The following is a 20,805-nucleotide window of genomic DNA, read 5'->3' on the forward strand; positions in this document are numbered from 1 at the left end:
GCTCGGCGATGGTGAACGGCGTCGGTCAGCGGCGGTGGTACGCCGCGAGCAACGCCCAGAGCTCCGCCCGCCCGGAGAAGGCATCGAGATCCAATTCCAGGATGGCCGCCAGCCGCTGGACCCGGGGCCGCAGACCATCGGACTTCGCTTACCTCGCAACGACGGCTCGAGCCTTTCGTTTTCTCGCAACACCGTTCACTCGTCTACCCAGAACAGCATGAGGTTCGTCTGACTGGACGCCACTAATCTGCTCCCGACTGTGTCAGGCGTCCCGGCGGCTGTCGCTCACCTGGCCACCCGGCAGATCCACGGCTGTGCCTCCACCCGTGTGTGAACCGGACGGGGCCTCCATCACCGCCAGGTCATCGATCGGGGGTAACTGTGGGTTCCGGTAGATGGATGTTTCCGGGCCGGGGTGTCGTCGGGTCTGGACGATGATGAGCACGATCCCGGCGATGGCGGCGAGGAGCGCGACGTCCACGTTGATCTTGAGGCCGAAGAGGAAATACTCGGTCGGGTCCAGGCGGAGCGACTCGAGGAACGCCCGTCCGGCGCCGTACCAGAGCAGGTAGAAGCCGAGAGCCCTGCCCCAGCGGAGGTTGAAGCGGCGCTCGAGCACGAAGATGATCAGGACGACGCCGATCGTGTTCCAGATCATCTCGTAGAGGAACAACGGCTGGAAGAGGGTCCCGGCCGGCAACCCGGCGGGGAAGGCTGCGTTGGTCGATTCGATCTCGAGGCCCCAGGGGAGGGTCGTCGGGCCGCCGTAGAGCTCGTGGTTGAAGTAGTTCCCGAAGCGGCCGAATGCCTGCGCGAGGAGCAGCCCGGGTGCGAGAGCGTCGGCGAAGGAGAAGAACCGGATCCCGGCCCGGCGGCAGCCGATGTATGCCCCGATGCTGCCGAACAGAATCGAGCCGAAGATGGCGAGTCCGCCTTCCCAGACGAACAGCACCTTCCACAGGTCTGCGCCGGGGAAGAAGTAATCGGTCGGATGCGTGACGACGTGGTACAGGCGGCCTCCGACGATTCCGATCGGGACGGTCCACATGGCGATGTCTATCACCATGCCCGGTTTGCCGCCGCGGGCGGTCAACCGGGCCGAAGACATCCAGACGGCGATAATGATGCCGGTCAAGATGCACAGCGCGTAGAAGTGAACGCGGAGGGGCCCGAGATCGAAATAACTGATAGTCGGGCTCGGAATGCTGGTGTGAAGCACCGCGTTCACCTTTCGGTCGTGTGCACGTGCGCACGTGTGCACGTGCGCAGTTGCCGGACGAGAATCTCCCGGGACGCAAGGAGAAGTCCGATGTCCAGAACCGCCAAAAGTTTATGCGGGCCCGAGTGGTTCAGCGCACCAGTGCGGCCCCATACCGCTTAGCCTCAAGACCGTTCAGTATTAGGGTGTCCGTGTTGCGTTGTGGGCACGGCGCGTAACCGTGAACCTGGTGTGACAACGATCGAGCAGATCGCGAGAGAATTCGGCGCTCACGCGATGACGTTGCAGAAGTGGCTGCAGCGCCCCGCAGTGAGATGACGGAACCAAATCTGGCCAGATACGCACCGAGTCGGCCGGGCATGGGGAGGCGCAGAAGCGGATCCGGTTGCTGAAGGAAGTCGAAATCCTGCGGCGGGCGGCTGCGTATTTGTCGCAGGCGAACCCGCCGGGAAAAGGTTCTACCCTCTCGTGGCTGAGCTCGCCGTTGACGGGATTTCCATCACGGTGACGTGTCGGGTCCTTAAGCTCTCTAGTCAGCCCCACTACCGATGGCTAGCAGCTCCGGTTGTGTTTGTTGGGAGTTGTGGGTTTGGCTGATCCGCCCCGGCCTGACGCGGCCGCGCTGATAGCCCAGTTGACCCGACTCGGCGTGCGCATGCGCATAGCTACCGGCGATGTTGTGAAAACCGCGCGGGCCATCGGCGCGCAGGTCGGTCTTGGCACGCACGTGTGCCAGGCAGCGGCCCGTGGTTGCAAAAGACCCGGAGGGCTGCGACCTCGGCACGAGTTCACCGCCGATGCCGATAACCGGCTCTGGCTCACCGACATCACACCGCGTCCAGTGAGCGCCACTCTGACATTCGTCTCCCACCGCCCGGGCTCGACTCGCTGACCGAGTTCGACCTCACGGAGATCGCCGGCGCGGACGGCCTGTCCACGCTGCCGTCCGCGGACGACCGGCACATCCGGCGTTCGTGCTCGACGCCGTGATCTACCTGCCGGACTAATCCCCCGTCGTCACCGACGACCGCGCCCTCGATCTCGCCGGTCCCGACCAGGCACTCGTTCTCGTCGTGACCAACCCGCGCGAGGGCGGCACGACCGTGAACCTCATGGCGCCGATCGTCGTGAACGCTGCGACGGGGCGATGCGCGCAGATCATCCTCGAAGGCCAGGGCTGATCTCTTCGCGCCAAACTCGGCGCCCACCCGGAGTCCTGACCGCGCCTTCCGCAGCACTCCTTCCTGAACGTAGTCTCAGGTTCTTTCCCCACGGAACGATGAGCAGATTTTCCCGAACGGGAATAACGTGAGTTTCATCGGGACACAGTCGCTCGGATCCACCCGTGGCTGGCCGATATCCCGAGCAATGGAGCCGCAATGAATCCGCTCATCAGTTACTTTGCGACTCAGGACAGTCCAGGCATCTATGTCGGCTGGGGGGCATTCCAGATCCAACTCGGCAATCTCATCGTGATCATCGTGATCATCCTGCTGTTTCTGCTGGCCCTCGTTCTCCCGTTCCCGAGTGGGAAGAAACGCCCATGAGCATCCGCGAGGAGCAGAAGAGTGAACCCGCCGAGGAGTACTACACCTGGACAGGGAAAGCTCGCGGCTGGTTGCTCAAGCACCTGCCCGCCGACAAGCTGCTGCCACAGGACCAGCCCAGCTACGTCGCATCCTGGATCTACGTTTTCGGCATGGGCGCCATCGTCTCGCTCGTGTTCATCGTCGTCTCAGGGGTCGTGCTCAGCCTGAACGGCCCGGCCTGGTACCACATCTCCGACTTCGGCCACTTCGTGAACAGCGTGCACCTCTGGAGCGTCGAGGTCTTCTTCATCACCATGGTCGTGCACCTCTGGGGCAAGTACTGGATGGCCGCCTGGCGAGGCGGGCGAACGCTCACCTGGATCACCGGGATGGCCGCCTTCCTCGTCTCGATCGTCGCGGCATTCACCGGGTACCTGCTCCAGACCAACTTCGACTCGCAGTGGATCGCCTTCGAAGGCAAGGACGCACTCAACGCCTCCGGCATCGGAGCCTGGTTCAACGTGGCCAACCTCGGCCAGATCTTCGGCTTCCACATCGTGCTGCTGCCCCTCGCGGTCGGAGCCGTCGTCGCGCTGCACGTGATCCTGGTGCGGATGCACGGGGTCGTCCCCCCGATCGACGCGGCTGAGAGCGACGCCCAGCTGAGTGGCGAAGTGCTGCTCGGCGACGGTACAGCGCTCGGCCACAGTCCAGCGGCCCGACCGGACGCGAACCCGGAACAGGCGGAGGCGACGCAATGAGCACCGCAACGACGTCCCGCTCCAATCGCGACGCCCTCGCCCGACGCCCCTGGCGCGGAAGGGTGCGCGAATACGACCTCTTCAAGGAACTCACCGTTGCCCTCGTCGTCGTCGGACTCCTGATCGTGGGTCTCTCGGCGATCGTCGGCTCGCCGGACGAACCGAGCGTCACCCTCAAGTCCTGGGCGCAGGCAGAACCGGCGGACTTCGTCGCGACGGCGACCGCCGAGCTCGGCGGAACGAGTGATTCCGCAGGTTACGGGCCGCCCTACAACAACACTCCTGACGCGACCCAGACCATCGGGGCCTTCGACCTGCAGAGCTTCTCCGGAGTGCGACTGCCGATCGACACGGCGCAGGACCTCGTGATCACCCCGCTGACGACCCTCAACGTACCCCCGAGCGCCGCCCTCGACGCGTGGAACACCGCGATCGACACCCAGAAGACCGACTGGACCGCCGCATACACGGATGCCCTCACGAACGCCCCCGACGGCGACCCGGCCCAGGTCGCCACCGGCGACTACGGGCCCGTCCCGGTCCTGACCGGTGCCCTACTCAGGATGGCGAGCCAGGGCGCACTCGACGGCGTCCTGAACGCCCAGCAGTCGTTCTACAACTCCGACTACACCCGCACCATCCTGTTCCTGGGCGACGGCGCGTACTTCGGCGACCTCGCGACCGCCCAGCACCTCACCGGCGACCAGTGGGGCATGATGAACGAAACGGGGAACACACCCGGACAATCGTGGCTGTGGCTCTTCTCCTTCTGGTATCAGGTCGAGCCATTCGCCTCCGCCCCGAACGCCGACCTGCTCGTCGTTCTCCTGATGCTCCTGCTGAGCGTGCTACTGACGCTCGTTCCCTTCATCCCCGGCCTGCGGGACATCCCACGGTGGATCCCGGTCCACCGGCTGATCTGGCGGGACTACTACAAGAAGCGCGCGACGGGCCGGGGCTGACCAGGGATTCTTAGGCGTGTCGGTCCTGCCGTCAAGGTGCAAAGTCCGTCGGGGATTGCGCTCGCATAGGGTCCGTAGTACCGGCGGCATCCGCCCTACCGTTCACGAGCTCGAAGCTGGGCTCGTGCACTGCACGCCTGAAAGGTCCTTTCCCATGCCCGCTACAACCGCAGCCTGCCGGAACTCCGCGAGTACCGCTCGCTCGTTGCCGAACCAGACGACTTCGACGAGTTCTGGGAGGACACCCTCGCCGACGCCCGCCGGTATCCCGATGAGCCGCGCCGAGGGCCTTGACCAGGTCGTCGACTTTCCGGGTCGAGACGCCGTGGAGGCAAGCCTCCATAACGACGACGAACAGGACCTGGTCCACCCGGCGGCGGCGCTCGAGGAGCGCGGGGAAGAATGAACCCTGGCGCCGCTTGGGGATCTTCAGGTGCAGGTCTCGGGCCGTGGTCGTCAACAGACGCGGGCGGGTACCGTTGCGTTGGGTGGTGCGGTCCTCGGAACGTCGGAAACGGCCGGCACCGATGAGGGCGGTGGCCTCCGCATTGATGAGTTCTTGGTAAAGCGTTTCGGTCGCGACGCGGATTCGGTCGGTGACGTCGGTGAGTTTGAGTTCTCCCAACAGGTCGAGCAGGGCAGACTGGTCTAGAGCCATCTCTAATGGTTAGTAGCTGGCCTGGGGCTGGCTGGCAAGCTGGTATCGGCCTTTCCCAACGTGACTCAAGAGCCATCTGTCCCGCGCAAGCGGTGGCTTTCACACGACCTGTCCGCTGGGCTAGGTCGGTGCCGGCCTGACCCGTTTCGATGGCTTCATAGAAGGTCGTCCACCCACGCTCCGGCGGGGGTGTGACTCATTAGAGATCTGCCTCGCGACGATTCTCCCAGGCCCGGATAACGAACCATTTACCGGAAGAAGACACTTCGTGAGCACCGTAGCTGACACATACAAATACGTCATCGGCGTGGATACCCACGCCAAAACGCACACCTATGGCTATGTCAACCCAAGTCGAACCCACCAGGGCAATCTAAGCCGGACCCACTTCGGGCGAAGCGGGGTGTCACGGGCAACCTAACCGGGACCCACCTCCACCTGTTGCGGTCATCCTCTGGGAGAATAGTGTCATGAGGATTTCCACCAATCCGAACGCCGGCGCAGTCCCTGAGGATTCGTAGTCGTGTCGGAGTGGTGGCAGGTTGTTGTCGGCGTCGTCGTCGGGCTGGTCCTGTTCTGGCTGGTGCTTGTCCTTGTGCTGTGGTTCGAGCAACGCAAACACTCGGGTCGTGCGTCGCTGCTGGATCTTCTTCGTCTCGCCCCGGACGTCGTGCGCCTGCTGAAGCGTCTCGCTTCAGACAGGTCCGTGCCGATCGGGGTCCGGATCTGGTTGGGCGTGCTGTTGGTGTATCTGATCTCGCCTATCGACCTCATCCCGGATTTCATCCCGGTGTTGGGATATGCCGACGACGCGTTGGTCGTAGCGATCGCTCTTCGCTTCGCGACCAGGCGCGCGGGCAGCGATTCCATCACGAAGCACTGGCCGGGGACCCCGGCTGGTCTGGCTGCTGTTCTGCGTCTGGCCGGGTTGCCCTCGTCCTGACTTCAGGTGGAACACCGCCCGGTCGGGCTCGTTCTGGTCAGCCCTCTCCGGTGAGCAGCCGTCGAACACGACGACTGCTTCTGTTGGCCAACGCCTTCAGACGGGCATCTGCTCTTGCTGTCTTTGCATGTGGGCGAGGCGGTAGGAGTCGGTGCCAGTTTCGATGATCGTCCCGCCGAAGGTGAGGCGGTCCACGATCGCCGCGCAAAGGCGGGGGTCGGTGAAGGTCTTCGTCCAGCCGGAGAATGACTCGTTCGACGCGATCGCGATCGAGTTGTTCTCTTCCCTTTCGGTGAGGACTTGGAAGAGCAGCTCGGCGCCTCGCCGGTCGAGTTCCATGTAGCCGAGTTCGTCGATCATGAGGAGGTCGACGCGGCCATAGCGGGCGATGGTGCGGGCGAGGTTCTTCTCGTCTGCGGCCTCGACCAGTTCGTTCACGAGCCGGGTCGCGAGGGTGTATTTCACTCGGAACCCTTTCTCTGCCGCCGCGGTTCCGAGGCCGATCAGCAGGTGTGATTTTCCGGTCCCGGAGTCCCCGATTAGGCAAAGAGGTTGGCCTTTCCGCACCCATTCTCCGGTGGCGAGGGTGTTGATCGTCGCGGGGTTGATGTTCGGGTTGGCGTCGAAATCGAAGTCGCCCAACCACTTGTCTCTGGGGAACCCGGCGGCCTTCACGCGGCGGACAGAGGAGCGTCGGTCGCGGTCATCACATTCGGCCAGCAGCAGTTCCGCGAGGAACCCTTGATAGGAGAGCTGTTCTTTCTCGGCTGCGGTCGTGGCCTCGTCGACGACGGCGCGAATCGTCGGCAGTCGAAGCTTTCGGCAGGCGCCGTCGATGGCAGCGTTCGCGGCTTCTTCAGTCAACCCTCGGCGGCGTCGGAGGGTGGTAGTGATGCTGGTGGTAGCCGAGGTCATGAGCCTGTTCCTTTCTGTCCAGCCGGGACGGCTGTGGGTGGGGTCGTGCGATCGGGTAAGCGCAGCAACTGGTCGTAGGCGAAAACGCTCGGCAACGGCCTGGTGTCAGCGGGAAGGCCAGCGATCACCGCGGCCGGGTCCGCGAGGCGGCGCTGGGTCAGACTGACGACCCGCCGCTCAGGGCCTCGAACTTCCTCGACCGGAGGACGACCTGTTCCAGCCAAGGCTTCGTGGCGACGGGCCTCGACCGCGACAACGTCCGCAGTGACAGCCCCGACCGTGAGCGCGGCCATGATCCCGCCGACGACGTCGTTCGTTGCCATTGTCCGGTGCAGCAGGAGAACATCGATCAGGGCCTTGGTGCCTCCCGCGTCACCGTCTGTTTTCCGGGCGGCAGCCCAGAATGCTTCATGCGCCGAGGTGAATGCGCCCGACGCCCGGGCGTGAGCCAGCGCTGTCGACCCGGGAAGGGCGCCGGGCTTGCGCTGGAGAACTTCGAGATAGTGGTCAAGGTTCACGCTCTGACCATGCAGAGCCACCACCCGCGGGTGCCGTGCGATCTCCGTGCGGCCGTCGAAGACGATCACCTCCGATGCCCGCAGCGCGACACGGACGGGCCGTCCGATGAACCGGGCCGGCACCGAGTAACTCGCCATCCGCACCCGGATCAGGCTCGACCGGTTCACCCGCGGAGTCAACGACAAACCAGGCTCGAACCGATCCGCGGTCACCGGAGCGAGCAGCGGTCGTTCGAGAGCGAAGTCCTGAGCGACAGTGCGGATTCGGTCGCTGATGCGCCGGTTCTCGTCGTCGAGATCCCAGCCACGGATCCGCTCATTCAACTGTTCAAGACAATCCACGACCGGCATCGGGGACAGGTGTGTGCGCCGGAACCGGCCGACTTCACCTTCGACGCCTCCTTTCTCATGGGCGCCTTCGATTCCGGGGTGGCAATAGAACGCGTCGAAACCGTAGTGCGACCGAAACAGCACCCAGCGGTCGTTCTCGGTGCGCTGCCGGCCCGTGCCGTAAATGACTTTCACGACCGCGTCCGTCAAGTTGTCGTAACGAATGTGCCGGGTCGGGATCCCGCCGATGTCCTCGAACGCATCAATGTGCCCCTCGAGGAACGCCTCCTGCGCCTGCGTTGGATAGACCCGGTGAATCGCTTTCCCCGAGTGGGATAGGCGGAAGGTGAACATGTGGCACTTCGTCTTCACTCCGGCCAAGATCACCCAGACCTCCCCGAAATCAACCTCCGCCTCGGCCCCTGGCGCGTGCTCCTGCGGGACGAACACCTCCTGCAGCCGGCCCGCGGCCGCATCGATCTCAGGGCGGCGCCGGCGGACATAGTTCCGGACCGTCGAATACGACAGATCCGTCGCACCATGCTCGTCCGCGAGGCGGGCGAAGACACGCCGTGCCGTGTGCTTCTGCTTCCTCGGTGCCTCCGTGTCCAGGCGGAGCATCTCGTCGATCACTCTCTTGAACGCGTCCAGCCGCGGTGCGGACCGGACCCGCGGTTTCCGTGGCAGCGGCTCCGCCTGCAGCAGGGCTTGCCGCACCGTTGGCCGCCCGACGCCATAACGTCGGGCCAACTCCCGGATCGAGACGCCCTCCACCCGTGCGTCACGCCGGATCTGCGCGAAAATTTCCACCCGAGACTCCATCCGAACCTCCACCCTGAGCAACCAGAAAACACGTTGCAACAACGGTGGAGGTGGGTCCCGGTTAGGTTGCCCGCGACACCCCGCTTCGCCCGAAGTGGGTCCGGCTTAGATTGCCCTGGTGGGTCCCAGTAACGCTGCCATAGTCACACCTACGCAGTCGTTACTGCCGCTACTGGCGCAGTCATTGACACCGCTTCATTTCCCACCACCGACGCTGGCACCGCCCGCGCGATCGCATGGATTGAGCGACGCTCGGATGGGCAGCAGCTTGCCGCTGTCGAGGGCACCGGCTCCTACGGAGCCACCGTGACTCGCGCTCTCACCACCGCGGGGATCCGCGTCTGCGAGGTCAAACCACCCAAACGGCAGGCCCGGGATGGTCACGGCAAAACCGACCAAATCGATGCCGTGGCTGCCGCCCGCACCGCGCTTGGCACCGATGCGACCGCGCTGATTCTGCCGCGCGCCGACGGGCTTCGCAGCGCCCTTCGAGTTCTGCTCGTCGCGAGACACAGTATCGATTCCCAACGCACCAGCGACCGCAACGACCGCAACGCGCTCCTGCGGATAATCAACCTGGGCCTCGACGTCCGCGCACCCCTGACCAACACTCAAGTCGACATCATCGCCGCATGGCGCGATCGCTCCAGCGATGACACTGCCGCTGCCGTCGCCCGATCTGAAGCCCGCAGGCTCGCCTCCGCGATCCACCAGCGCACTCGCGAGTTGGAAACGAATCACGCGGCCCTGTCAAAGCACGTCGACGAACTCGCTCCAGGCATCCAGGACATCCCCGGTGTCGGACCGTTCACGGCCGCTATCATCCTGACCGCTTATTCCCACCAAGGCAGAGTGCGCTCGGAAGCCGCCTTCGCGGCGTTGGCGGGCGTTAGCCCAATTCCGGCATCATCGGGAAATACGACCCGGCATCGCCTCAACCGCCACGGCGACCGTCAACTGAACCGAGCGCTCCACATCATTGCCCGCTGCCGCATGATCACCGACCCCACGACGAAAAGCTACGTTGACAGAAGAACCGCCGAAGGCAAGACCCGGCGAGAGATCCACCGCTGCCTCAAACGATTCATCGCCCGCAGCATCTATCGCTCACTGGCGACCCTTACTGCTTGACTTCAACCATAGAAGGGTCGTGTGATGTGTCTTTCTGTGAGGAACTTTGAACGGTTCTCACTGACCATCGCGCGATGGTTTCCGACGTTGTTAATCCAACGCCCCAAGAACCGGGAACTACACCCCTCCACGGGACGCAACCGGTTGTGGTGGCCTAATCTGCCCAGATGACTTCCCAGTGGGTGACCTGGGCCGCGGAGCACAGCGATCCCGGCCTGATGGTCGGTTGTGCGCGCAGCGAGCACTGCGGGACTCTCGGGCGCGTGGGGTGTGGCGAACCCTCCCCCAGTCAAGATCCCTTCGCAGGTCCGGATCGAGCGTGTTCGTGCAGACGGGTGTACAAAACGACAGGCCGACGCCGGCGCGTCGACCTGGTTCTCGTCGATCAGTTCCTGCCCGTGACGATAAGAGTCATGTGGGAAGATGGCACAAAAAAACGAAGCGGAGCAAATGTGAGCACTGGAATTGTGGTCATTGACATTCAGAACGACTACTTCCCCGGGGGTGCATATCCCCTCACCGGGAGTGAGTCCGCCGCGGTCATCGCCCGGGGCGTCCTCGACACGGCCCGTGCCACCGGCACCCCCATCATCCACTTCCAGCACCTCGCCACCGAACCGGATGCGACGTTCTTCGTCCCCGGGACCGCAGGGGCCGAGATCTACCCACTCCTGGCGCCGGTGGCGACCGAACACCACTTGACCAAAGGCTCCCCGAACGCCTTCATCGGCACCGGACTCGAACAGCTGCTCCGGGACGAGGACATCGAACACCTCGTCATCATGGGCATGATGAGCAGCATGTGCATCGACGCGACCGCCCGGGCCGCCCTCGACCTCGGGTTAGTCGTTACGGTCGTGCACGACGCCTGCGCCGCACCCGACTTCGAGTTCGAAGGCACCGAGGTTCCGGGGGCATCCGTCCAGGCCGCCTTCATGGCCACCCTCCGCGACGCGGGTGCCGACGTGCTCGCCGCCGCCGACCTCCACCTCGCTCCGATCTCGGCTCACTAGCGGCATCCTGCCCGGCCGGGTCGACAACGCGACACTACTCCGAGGCCAGCCCACCGCACGCGAGGCGCAACCAGCAGGCGGATCTTGCGAGCGTATATCTTGAACGACCTGGGCTATCCGCCGCACCGATCGTTTTACTTGGTGGCGCCCTGCGTGAAGCCGTTGTAGATGAATCGTTGCAGCACCAGGAAGACGATGACCGTGGGGATGATGACGAGCATTGTGCCCGCGGAGATGACTTCCCATTGGGCGCCGAAGGGCCCTTTGAACCGGAAGAGTGAGGTTGAGATGACACCCAGTTGTTGCGAGGGCATGTAGAGGAACGGGATGTAGAACTCGTTGTAGATCGCGATGCCCTTAATGATGACGACAGTGGCGATCGCGGGCTTGAGGAGCGGAAGGATGATCCGCCAGTAGATTACGAAACGGTTTGCGCCGTCTAGCATCGCGGCTTCGTCGAGTTCGCGGGGAATGGATTGCATGAATTGAACAAAAATGTAGATGGAGATGATGTCGGTCCCGAGGAAGAGCGCGATCGCCGCCCAATAGGTATTGAAAAGTCCAAGGTTATTGACCACCTGGAACGTTGCCACCTGGGTTGTCACTGCGGGAACGAGCGTCGCTAGCAGGAACATCATCAGGACGACCTTCTTGAATCGGAAGTCGAACCTATCGATTGCATACGCGGTCATGGTGCCGATGACGAGGGTTCCCAGCACGGAGATCACCAGGATGAAACCCGTGTTCGCGAAGCCTTGGAGCATGTGCCCCTTGTCTAGCGCAGTGGCGAAGTTGGCGAAGTTGAACCAGTTTTGGGGCAGGTCGGCCGGCCCCGAGTTTAGGTACTCGTTCTTCGTTTTGAACGCGGTCATGAACACGACGCCTAGCGGCAGCAGGGTGACGATTGCAGCGACGACGAGGGTGAGGTACTTCAGTGTCGTCATGACTGCCGCCCGAAGGCGGTGGTTGGGGAGCACCGGAGTAGCGCCGTGCTTCTGCGCTACTGGCGTGGTTTTCAGTTCGGTCATGAGATGTTTACCTCATCGTCTGGTACCAGCTTGCGCTGGACGTAGGTGACTATCAGCACAATCAGGAGCAGGATGACTGCCATCGCCGACGCAAGCCCGACGTGCCGGAAGGTGAAGGCTTGCTGAATGGTCGTGATCACGAAGGTCGCGGTGCCGTTGGCACCGCCCGTCATGATGAACGGGATCTCGAAGACTGCGAGGCTTCCCGAAATGGCGAGGATGAATGACAGGCTGATGATGCGCTTGATCCCCGGCATGATGATGAATCGGAACTGCTGCCATTTGTTGGCGCCGTCGAGGTCAGCCGCCTCATACAGTTGCGCGGGAATCGACTGGATCGCTCCCAGGAAGAGAACGAAGTTCAGTCCCGTGTACCGCCAGACGGATGTCCCCGCGAGCGAGAAGTTCGCGACGTCGGGGTTGCCGAGCCACTGGGTGGTCAGCTGCGCCAATCCGAAGTTTTTCAGGATTAGGTCGAGCGTTCCGCCGGGCTGGAAGAAATACAAGAAGACGAGGCCGATTGCGACTCCGTTGATCAGGTAGGGAAAGAACAGCACTCCTTTGAAGAAGTTCCGGAATCGCGTCTTGAAGCTGAGGATTGTCGCGAAGTAGAGGGCAAGGCCCATCTGCAGGATAGAAGCGCCGACATAGAACAGGCTGACGTAGAAGACGTTGAAGATGGTCGGATCACTGAAGATTTGACCGTAGTTGTCGAGTCCGACCACCTGCTGGACCTTTGAGATGCCATTCCACGAGGTGAAGCTGTACCAGATCATGTTCACGACGGGGATGTAGGTGAACGTGATCAACAGCCCGAGTGGTGCGAGCAGGAAAAGCCACGGTGTGACCCATTTCGGTCGCTGGCGCCAAGGGGCATTCCTGCCGACGCCCGCGGCCGGGATGGTCGCCGTTAAGGGGGAACACCCCCGGTAGTGCCGGCTAAGCCGGTCAATTGAGACATTGTTGTCTGCTTTCCGGAGGTGTTGCCCCCTGCGGTGCGATCGTGCGATGAGGGAGTGTTACTTGCCGGCCTTGGCCTTGGCGGCCGCCCACCGCTGGTTGAGCTCGTCGAAGTACGAGTTCATGTCGCCCTTCGCTGCCCCGCGGGCAATGTCTACGAGCTTCTGGCGATAGACCTGACCGAAGAGGTCGATGTTCGCGCCGTTGTAGATGTCGGAATCGACCGTGGCTTGGTCCGTCGGTGCCGGCGTCAATTCGAGGTATTGCACATCAGCCTTCGTGAAGTCCGCCAGTGTTGACGGGTTCTCGCTGCCGACCTTCGGAGTGATTGCACCCTGGCTGGCGGCAAATCCGGAATCGTTGGTGAACCAGTCGATCCAGGCCCGCGCGGCGGCCTTGTGCGTGGAATTGATGTTGATGGCGTTCTTGAAGTCCCCCGCGATGACAGAGTGGAACTTACCGTCGACCTGGTGCGGGAACGGCATGTAGCCGATGTCCGCAGGATCGGCTCCGGCATCCTTTGCGGCCTTCTGGAACTGGACGATGGCCCAGGACCCGAGTGCCATCGTGCCAACCTTTCCGGTTGCCAGCAGACCTTTCGAGCCTTCCCAGCTTGTGGTTAGCGGGTCCGGTTCGGTGAGCTTGTTACTCACCGCATTGAAGAGCAGGGAATCAATGAGGTACTGGTCGCTCCCTGCGGACCAGGGTGCGTCCGACTTGTCCATCGTCTGTACGATTTCCTTATCGCCCGACGTGCCGCGGAACCCCTGCCACTGGCCGAGGGGCCAGCCGTCTTTATAGTTCGTGTAGAGCGGAATCGCTGCACCCTTGGCCTGGATAGCCTTGAGGTCGGTGATGAACTCTTCGGGAGTCTTGGGGTTGGTCGTGACTCCGGCATCCGCCCAGGTCTTCTTGTTGTACACGAAACCGTTGGCCCCACCGAAGGTGGGCAGACCGTACACAGTCCCGTCGAACGCCTGCTCGGCGATAAAGCGATAGTCCTTCGCCATGTCGGTGACCTTGCCGAGAGGTTCGAAGAAGTTCGCGAGCTGATCCTTGGTGACCGACGCCGGGATACCGAGGACGTCGCCATAGTCCTTCGTTCCAAGCCGGGTGGTCACTTCGCTCTCGTAGTCAGTGATGGCCTCGAAGGTCACTTTGACGTCGGGGTACTTCTTCTCGAATGTGGCCTTGTAGTCTGCGAACACGGTATCGACAAGGTCGGTACGATTCGTCAGGACCGTGATATCGCCGGTCGGATTGCCCGAGGAATCCGTTGCCGTGGTGCCGCCGGAACTACAACCGGCGAGCATCATCGCGGCTACGACTACGCCCGCAACGCCTGTGATGTGCTTCATTGCCATCTCTGGATCTCCAATGTTGGTGCGTCAATGGACGAGCGTGACCGGTGAACGCTGTCGTCAGCTTCATCCAACCAACCGCGCTCTCGGCGCGAACGGATTAGTCCCGGCCTGACGCGATCAGTGAGCACAGCATATCAGCGTTGACACAAGAGTCAATGTAATTTTCGGAGCCAGCGGCGGGACCGTTATAGCGTGTTTAAACCGCCGCTCGCATACCGCTCGATCCCGGTACCCTCCAATAGATTTGACAACCCAGGTCGGTTTAAATTTATCGCTTGATCAGCAATTTGCAGTGTTCAGTATTGAGCTAAATTTGCGCGCTTGGAGTGCACTGTCGGATTACGCAACCGCGCAAGTGCCTATTCGTCTGCCATTTTTCAATGAAAAACACCCCGCGGAATTAGTGCTCTATGGCCTGTCGCGGGAAAATTTGTCAGCGCTGACATGAAGTAGTGACGCCGTGCTACGGTTGCGTCATGATCGAGCCGGAGTCGTCATCAGTCGCGCGTGCACCGTCGGTACCCCTGAGGCACGATCCCGGCTCCGTGTTGCGGGATCTTGCCGCCCTCCCCCAGTCGCGAGCGACACTCGCCGATGTGGGTCGCCTCGCCGGCGTGAGCGCAAAGACCGTTTCACGCGTCGTGACGGACAGTGGCAGTGTCTCCGTCGCGACCAGGGACCGGGTCCTCTCCGCCGCGCAAACACTCCGATTCCGCCCCAACCATCTGGCCAGAAGCTTGCGTCACGGAAGCGTCACGGATACCGTCGCCTTCGTCATCGGCGATCTCGCGAACCCCTTTTATGTCAAGGTCGCTGCGGGTGTCGAGGAGGAGCTTGCACAGCACGAGCTCATGATGATCTTGGCGGCCACTCACGACGACCCCCAGAGCGAGCGGAAGGTTGTCGAGAATCTGCTCAAGCACCGAGTTCGCGGGCTTCTGATGGTGCCGATCGCCGATGATCAGGCCTACCTCGAAAACGAACGCCAGCTCGGCACGCCGGTTGTCTGTATCGACCGTCCCGCCCGCAACCTCATCGCCGATGCCGTGGTCCTAGACAACTTCCGGGGCACAGTGGATGCCACGCGAAGTCTGCTGCAGGCAGGTCACCGGCGGATCGGATTCGTGTGCAGTCCCGCCGAGCTCTACACCCACCAGGAACGCCTGCGCGGTTTTCGCTCGGCCATGAGAGAAGGCGGCGTCTCCGACTCCGTCCACTGGGAGCGCCTTGAACCCGTCACGGGACGAAGCGAAGAGGAATCGGTGCGGGAACTGCTCGCACTGCCAGACCCGCCAACGGCCATCATCGCGGGGAACAACCGGGCGAGCGCTGGCGTGATTCGGGAGCTAGGACGACGGTTCCAAGAGTTCGCGTTCATCGGCTTCGACGACTTCGATCTCGCTGATGCCTGGGGCATCAGCGTCGTGACCTACGACCCGGCCGAGCTTGGCCGCCAAGCCGTGAGGCTCATGATGCAGCGGCTCCAGGATCGACTCGGGCCCCCGGTGCGGGTCGATATCCCCACACACGTCGTCCAGCGCGGGTCGGGGGAGTATCCGCCGCGGGCCGCCGCGCACGTTCCGCACTTGTAAGAGAACTACCTGTACGAGCAATAGGGAGAGACACTGTGCACCGCACACCGCTAAACGACAATTGGACCCTGAACCTGATGGCTGGCCCTGTCCCCGAAGGTCTTCCGCGGGACATTCCGGCGACCGTTCCAGGGACCGTGCACACTGACCTGCTAGCGCGGGGCTTGATCCCGGACCCGTATCTCAACACCAACGAGAACGCGGTGAAGTGGATCGGAGAAACCGACGTACGCTACCAAACCTCGTTCGCCTTCACCGACGAGGGCCACGAACGCGTCGACCTCGTTGCCGAGGGCCTGGACACGGTTGCAACCGTAACGTTCAACGGCGCGCTCGTTGGAGAGACCAAGAACCAGCATCGGTCCTATCGCTTCGACGTGCGTTCATTGATCCGCGCGAGCAGCAACGAACTGACGGTCGATCTCGCTTCACCCCTCCGCTCTGCGCGCGAATCGGAGCTACGGATCGGTGCCAAACCGCTGGTCGCCGATGCGCTGCCCTATAACGCCCTGCGCAAGATGGCGTGCAACTTCGGCTGGGACTGGGGGCCCACACTCACGACCTCAGGGATCTGGCGGCCCCTCTACCTGCACCAATGGTCCGTCGCCCGACTGGCACAGGTCATTCCTCGAGTCAGCGTGGATTCCGACGGTGGCGGTCTCGTCGAAGTCCACGTCGAGCTCGAACGTACCGACCTCGAATCTGCTGCGCATACCGAGCTGCTCCTCGAGGCCATTCTCACGGCCCCCGACGGAACCGCGGTGCACACGAGCGGGACAGTTGAACGGTCCTCCTCCGTCCTCAGCCTCAAGATTGATAATGCGGAACTATGGTGGCCGAGGGGCTACGGCGACCAACCGCTCTACCACCTGGACGTGCGAGTGTCCCGGGACGCCGAGGAACTCGACACCTGGACGCACGATGTCGGGTTCCGCACGGTCGAGGTGCGGATGAATCCCGACGACTTCGGCACCGGTTTCGAATTCCACGTCAACGGGCAATTCGTCTACATCAAGGGCGCGAACTGGATCCCTGACGATTGTTTCCTGCCCCGCGTGACCCGGGACGACTATGAACGCGGGGTTCGCGACGCCGTCGAGGCCAATATGAACATGCTCCGCATCTGGGGTGGCGGTATCTACGAGAGCAACGACCTTTACGACATCTGCAACCGGGAGGGGATTCTGTTGTGGCAGGACTTCCTGTTTGCTTGCGCGATCTACTCGGAGGCCCCGGAGATGTGGGCCGAAGTCGAAGCGGAGGCTCGTGAGAATGTCGCCCGTCTTGCCCCAAACCCCTCCCTTGTCTTCTGGAACGGCAGCAACGAAAACATCGAGGGTTACTTCCACTGGGGTTTCAAGGAGCGGATGCAGGAGGGCGAGACCTGGGGACGCGGCTACTACGACGACCTACTCCCGAGTATTTTGGCCGAACTCGACCCCGGGCGTGGCTACCTCCCGTCGACTCCATTCTCCCCCGCCGATTACGCCGATCCTCGCGATCCAAACCACGGCCCTGTGCACAGCTGGAAGGTCTGGTTCAGCGAGGACTACCTGACCTACCGCAACTCGGTGCCGCGTTTCGTCGCCGAATTTGGTTTCCAAGGTCCCGCCGACTACTCAACCCTCACGAGCGCCATTGACGACGACCCTATGCTGCCGGATTCCCCGGCATGGCCGCCCACCAGAAGGCGGTCGACGGCAATGGCAAGCTCGACCGCGGCTATGCACTGCACCTGCCTGCACCCACGACCTTCGACGACTGGCACTTCGCGACCCAGCTGAACCAGGCCCGCGCAATCTCCTGCGGCGTCAAGCACTTCCGTTCGCATTCCCCGCGCACTTCCGGCTCGCTGGTCTGGCAACTCAACGATTGCTGGCCCGCTATCAGCTGGGCGGCCGTCGACAAGGCTGGCAGACGCAAGCCGCTGTGGTACGCACTGCGGGCACTCAACGCGCCCCGCCTGCTCCTAGTCCAGCCCCGAGGCGCCGGCCTCGCCCTCATCGTGAGCAACGACAGTCCCCATGCTTGGACGGGTACCGTCGCCGTCCGGCGCCTGAGCCTCACCGGAACAGAGCTCGCCGCCGAGCACCTTCGGTTCAACGTGGCTTCACGTACCAACCAGACCATCCTCCTCTCCGAGTCCCTGACGGTGCCTGCAGACGCACGGAACGAGCTCATTGTCGCCGAGGCGGATGCTTCCGCCCGTGCATTCTCCTACTTCGTCGAAGACGTCGAGTTGAGCCTGCCCCAGGCGGAGTTCAGCACCACGGTCGAGCGTGAGGACGTCGGATATTCCCTCACCGTCACCGCCAACAATTTCGTGAAGGACATCGTGCTAAATCCGGATCGCCTCGACCCGATGGCCACGGTGGACGAGATGCTCGTGACCCTGCTACCCGGCGAGAGTCACCGATTCCTCGTCCTCAGCGGCGAAGAACTGCCCGTCGATGATCTCACCACCCGACCGGTTCTCCAGAGCGCGAACAACCTCCGGCACCCCGCCGCCCTCACCCAGAAAGGGACCGTATGAAGATTCAGGCTCATCACAGTGAAGCGGATGGCGTGGTCATTGTCACATCAACCGGGCGGCTGAAAGTGCAGCGCCTCGGTGAGCAAGTAATGCGGGTCGTCTTCACGGGTCGACCGGTCTTCGGCTCCGATGAGAGCCTCATGGTGGTCGGCGGTAACGAGCGATCGGCTCCGGACGTCGCCGATTCCGCCGATCAGCTGGTGCTCTCCATTCCCCGGCTGCGGCTCGTCATCGACAAACAGTTCGGCGCGTTCACCTGGACCGACGAGACCGGGCGACTCCTGTTCCGTGAGCCGCACGATCGCGCGGACACGAAAGTGCTTGAGGAGATCGACGTCCTGCGTTCCGTCTTCTCCGAAGACACCGTGATCACCACCGCACTCGGCGCCGACGGCGAGAAGTCCGTCGTGGGCCAGACGAAGCAACTGGTCGACCGCCAGGCGTACTCGACGAAGCTCCGACTTGAGTTCAGCGACGGCGAGGCCCTCTACGGGCTCGGCCAGCATGACGAGGGCGTCTTCAACTATCGCGGTCACCACGAGGACCTGTACCAGCAGAACATGAAGATCGTGGCGCCCGTGCTCGTCTCGACGCGGGGCTACGCCATCATGTGGGACAGCCAGGCTCTCGCCTCTTTCCACGATGACCAGGCCGGGAGCTACTTCTGGACTGAAGTCGATGACGAGATGGACTTTTACGTCATTGCAGGCCCCGAACTGGATGACATCGTCCACCACATCCGCACCCTGACCGGAGGGGCTCCGATGCTTCCTCGCTGGTCCCTTGGCTACATCCAGTCCAAGGACCGGTACGAGAACGCCGACGAGCTCCTCGACATCGTCCGCGAGTACCGGCGGCGGGATATCCCCCTCGACTGCATCGTGCAGGACTGGAAGCACTGGCCGGAGGGACTCTGGGGACAGAAGTCGCTGGACCCTGACCGGTACCCCGACCCGACACGGCTGATCGAAGAGCTGCACGATCTCGGCGCGAAGCTGATGGTCTCCATCTGGCCGAACATGCAAAACGACGGACCCAACCAGGCCGAGTTCCGTGCCCACGGGGAGCTCCTCGGCGACGGCTCCACCTACGATGCGTTCGACGCGGATGCCAGGGCCCGGTATTGGAAGCAGGTGAACGAGGGCTACTTCAGCCACGGCGTCGACGCGTTCTGGGCAGACTGCACCGAACCGTTCGAGGGCGACTGGAAGGGGATCGTTAAACCGGAGCCCTGGCAGCGCCTGCTCATCAATGCCGGCGAGCTGAAGAAGTACCTCGACCCGGAGCACATCAACGCCTATTCACTCCTGCACTCCGAAGGACTCTACGAGGGCCAGCGAGCCGCCGGCAACGACAAACGTGTGTTCTTGCTCACACGCTCGGGCTTCGTCGGCCAGCAACGCTACAGCGCGGTCACCTGGTCCGGCGACACCTCGGCGACTTGGTTAGCCTTGCGACGGCAGATCTCCGCCGGGCTCAACCTGTGCGTCACAGGCACCCCATACTGGACATTCGATATCGGCGCTTACTTCGTCACCCCGGGCCCGCTGTGGTTCTGGGAGGGTGACTTCGCGGAGGGCAGCGCCGACCTAGGCTACCGGGAACTCTACGTCCGGTGGCTGCAGATGGGCACCTTCCTGCCCATCTTCCGCTCCCACGGCCGGGACACGCCCCGCGAACCGTGGCGGTTCGGTGACGTGGGAGACGCCAGCTACGACACCATCTGCGCCTTCATCCGCTTGCGCTATCGACTACTCCCCTACCTGTACTCGCTCAGCGGCTGGACAACCCAGCGCGACTACACCCCGATGCGTTCGCTCGTCTTCGACTTCCGCCACGACCCGCGGGTGTACGACGTCGACGATGAGTTCATGCTCGGCCCGTCGCTCCTGATCTGCCCCATCACTGAGCCGATGTATTTCGGCCCTGATTCGGAGCCCGTACAGGGACGCCCCACCACCCGGTCGGTCTATCTCCCGTCCGGCTGCAACTGGTACGACTTCTGGACCTCCGAGCGCTTCGAGGGCGGCCAGACCATCGAAGTCGCCGCGTCACTGGAGACGATCCCCGTCTTCGTGCGGGCCGGCAGCCTACTGCCCCTTGGACCCGCGGTCCAGCACACCGGCGAGAATGTCTTCGGCCCCCTGGAGGTGCGGATCTACCCCGGCGCCGACGTAACCTTCGATCTCTACGAGGATGCCGGTGATGGCTACGGCTACGAGAACGGCGAGTTCAGCACCATGACTCTGCGATGGTCGGAATTGGAGCGGACGCTCATCGTCGACGCCAGAACCGGCAGCTTCCCCGGCATGCCCGCCACCCGCGCGATCATCCCCATCTTCATCGGCGAACCGACCAACAACGCGCCAACATCGACGGACATCGCCCTCCAGATCGCCTATGTCGGCCAGGAGCTACGCACGATCCTGCGCTGAAAGACCGGCACGCGCGCCCCCGCGGGCGCGCGTGCCTTCAGTATGACAACAATGTAAGCCAAACCGCAATCAATGACTACGCTGTCATTTTG

General features: G+C 62.9%; 19 protein-coding genes and 2 pseudogenes. 14 read left to right on the plus strand and 7 right to left on the minus strand.

Annotated elements, in window-relative coordinates; all coding sequences use genetic code 11:
- Positions 1 to 262: 262 nt before the first annotated feature.
- Positions 263 to 1,219 carry a prolipoprotein diacylglyceryl transferase gene (gene lgt, locus RGU41_RS14700; protein WP_322136706.1) on the minus strand — a complete coding sequence of 319 codons (957 nt, stop codon included), beginning with the start codon at positions 1,217 to 1,219 and terminating at the stop codon, positions 263 to 265.
- Between the two features lie 583 nt (positions 1,220 to 1,802).
- On the opposite strand from lgt, the gene RGU41_RS21020 reads away from it, so the two are divergent.
- From RGU41_RS21020 to RGU41_RS14730, 6 genes are all read left to right on the plus strand, one after another.
- Positions 1,803 to 2,111, plus strand: a complete 309-nt coding sequence (locus RGU41_RS21020; RefSeq protein WP_369125154.1) for an HAD family hydrolase — start codon at positions 1,803 to 1,805, stop codon at positions 2,109 to 2,111.
- A gap of 181 nt (positions 2,112 to 2,292) precedes the next feature.
- A complete protein-coding gene (gene fliW / locus RGU41_RS14710; RefSeq protein WP_322136707.1) occupies positions 2,293 to 2,400 on the plus strand; it encodes a flagellar assembly protein FliW in 108 nt (35 codons plus the stop codon).
- 198 nt (positions 2,401 to 2,598) lie between these two features.
- Complete coding sequence (locus tag RGU41_RS14715) at positions 2,599 to 2,766, plus strand: hypothetical protein (protein WP_322136708.1); 168 nt, start codon at positions 2,599 to 2,601, stop codon at positions 2,764 to 2,766.
- Positions 2,763 to 3,509, plus strand: coding sequence for a cytochrome b N-terminal domain-containing protein (locus RGU41_RS14720; RefSeq protein ID WP_322136709.1), 747 nt, complete (start codon positions 2,763 to 2,765; stop codon positions 3,507 to 3,509). Before RGU41_RS14715 ends, RGU41_RS14720 begins: the two co-directional genes overlap by 4 nt.
- On the plus strand, positions 3,506 to 4,471 hold the full coding sequence (locus RGU41_RS14725) for a hypothetical protein (RefSeq protein ID WP_322136710.1): 966 nt from the start codon (positions 3,506 to 3,508) through the stop codon (positions 4,469 to 4,471). Before RGU41_RS14720 ends, RGU41_RS14725 begins: the two co-directional genes overlap by 4 nt.
- Positions 4,472 to 4,645: 174 nt before the next feature.
- Positions 4,646 to 4,765 (plus strand): acetylxylan esterase, encoded by a 120-nt coding sequence (locus RGU41_RS14730; protein WP_322137366.1) that lies wholly within the window; start codon positions 4,646 to 4,648, stop codon positions 4,763 to 4,765.
- Here the strand turns inward: RGU41_RS14730 and RGU41_RS14735 are convergent.
- A pseudogene (locus RGU41_RS14735) lies at positions 4,731 to 5,129 on the minus strand (transposase); the annotation flags it as partial. The gene RGU41_RS14730 and the pseudogene RGU41_RS14735 sit on opposite strands and share 35 nt — an antisense overlap.
- Before the next feature lie 523 nt (positions 5,130 to 5,652).
- Here RGU41_RS14735 and RGU41_RS14740 point away from each other — a divergent pair.
- A complete protein-coding gene (locus RGU41_RS14740) occupies positions 5,653 to 6,072 on the plus strand; it encodes a YkvA family protein (RefSeq protein WP_322136711.1) in 420 nt (139 codons plus the stop codon).
- 96 nt (positions 6,073 to 6,168) lie between these two features.
- Here the strand turns inward: RGU41_RS14740 and istB are convergent, their stop codons facing one another.
- Together istB and istA are read right to left on the minus strand one after the other, a co-directional pair.
- On the minus strand, positions 6,169 to 6,987 hold the full coding sequence (gene istB, locus RGU41_RS14745) for an IS21-like element helper ATPase IstB (protein WP_322136712.1): 819 nt from the start codon (positions 6,985 to 6,987) through the stop codon (positions 6,169 to 6,171).
- A complete protein-coding gene (gene istA / locus RGU41_RS14750; protein WP_322136713.1) occupies positions 6,984 to 8,657 on the minus strand; it encodes an IS21 family transposase in 1,674 nt (557 codons plus the stop codon). The genes istB and istA overlap by 4 nt, the downstream gene beginning before the upstream one ends.
- Positions 8,658 to 8,798: 141 nt before the next feature.
- Here istA and RGU41_RS14755 point away from each other — a divergent pair.
- Positions 8,799 to 9,788, plus strand: a pseudogene (locus tag RGU41_RS14755) (IS110 family transposase); the annotation flags it as partial.
- 452 nt (positions 9,789 to 10,240) lie between these two features.
- Positions 10,241 to 10,801 (plus strand): cysteine hydrolase family protein, encoded by a 561-nt coding sequence (locus tag RGU41_RS14760; protein ID WP_322136714.1) that lies wholly within the window; start codon positions 10,241 to 10,243, stop codon positions 10,799 to 10,801.
- 134 nt (positions 10,802 to 10,935) lie between these two features.
- Here RGU41_RS14760 and RGU41_RS14765 read toward each other — a convergent pair whose 3' ends face one another.
- The 3 genes from RGU41_RS14765 to RGU41_RS14775 form a co-directional block, all read right to left on the minus strand.
- Entirely contained in the window at positions 10,936 to 11,829 is an 894-nt protein-coding gene (locus RGU41_RS14765) for a carbohydrate ABC transporter permease (RefSeq protein ID WP_322136715.1), read from the minus strand.
- The gene (locus RGU41_RS14770; protein ID WP_322136716.1) at positions 11,826 to 12,638 is read right to left on the minus strand and encodes a sugar ABC transporter permease; all 813 of its coding nucleotides are present in this window, start codon (positions 12,636 to 12,638) and stop codon (positions 11,826 to 11,828) included. The genes RGU41_RS14765 and RGU41_RS14770 overlap by 4 nt, the downstream gene beginning before the upstream one ends.
- A 210-nt stretch (positions 12,639 to 12,848) precedes the next feature.
- Positions 12,849 to 14,147, minus strand: a complete 1,299-nt coding sequence (locus RGU41_RS14775) for an ABC transporter substrate-binding protein (protein WP_322136717.1) — start codon at positions 14,145 to 14,147, stop codon at positions 12,849 to 12,851.
- Between the two features lie 250 nt (positions 14,148 to 14,397).
- Here RGU41_RS14775 and RGU41_RS14780 point away from each other — a divergent pair, with 250 nt between their 5' ends.
- The 5 genes from RGU41_RS14780 to RGU41_RS14800 all read left to right on the plus strand — a co-directional run bounded on the left by RGU41_RS14780 (position 14,398) and on the right by RGU41_RS14800 (position 20,713).
- A complete protein-coding gene (locus RGU41_RS14780) occupies positions 14,398 to 14,601 on the plus strand; it encodes a hypothetical protein (protein WP_322136718.1) in 204 nt (67 codons plus the stop codon).
- Positions 14,602 to 14,629: 28 nt separating this feature from the next.
- Complete coding sequence (locus RGU41_RS14785) at positions 14,630 to 15,745, plus strand: LacI family DNA-binding transcriptional regulator (RefSeq protein WP_322136719.1); 1,116 nt, start codon at positions 14,630 to 14,632, stop codon at positions 15,743 to 15,745.
- Positions 15,746 to 15,822: 77 nt separating this feature from the next.
- The gene (locus tag RGU41_RS14790) at positions 15,823 to 17,529 is read left to right on the plus strand and encodes a glycoside hydrolase family 2 protein (RefSeq protein ID WP_416173188.1); all 1,707 of its coding nucleotides are present in this window, start codon (positions 15,823 to 15,825) and stop codon (positions 17,527 to 17,529) included.
- A complete protein-coding gene (locus RGU41_RS14795; protein ID WP_322136721.1) occupies positions 17,418 to 18,278 on the plus strand; it encodes a hypothetical protein in 861 nt (286 codons plus the stop codon). The genes RGU41_RS14790 and RGU41_RS14795 overlap by 112 nt, the downstream gene beginning before the upstream one ends.
- Positions 18,275 to 20,713: a TIM-barrel domain-containing protein gene (locus RGU41_RS14800; protein WP_322136722.1), complete on the plus strand. Its 2,439-nt coding sequence runs from the start codon at positions 18,275 to 18,277 to the stop codon at positions 20,711 to 20,713. The genes RGU41_RS14795 and RGU41_RS14800 overlap by 4 nt, the downstream gene beginning before the upstream one ends.
- Positions 20,714 to 20,805 lie beyond the last annotated feature (92 nt).

The sequence above is a fragment of the Cryobacterium sp. 10C3 genome (assembly GCF_034314285.1).
Lineage (GTDB): Bacteria > Actinomycetota > Actinomycetes > Actinomycetales > Microbacteriaceae > Cryobacterium > Cryobacterium glucosi.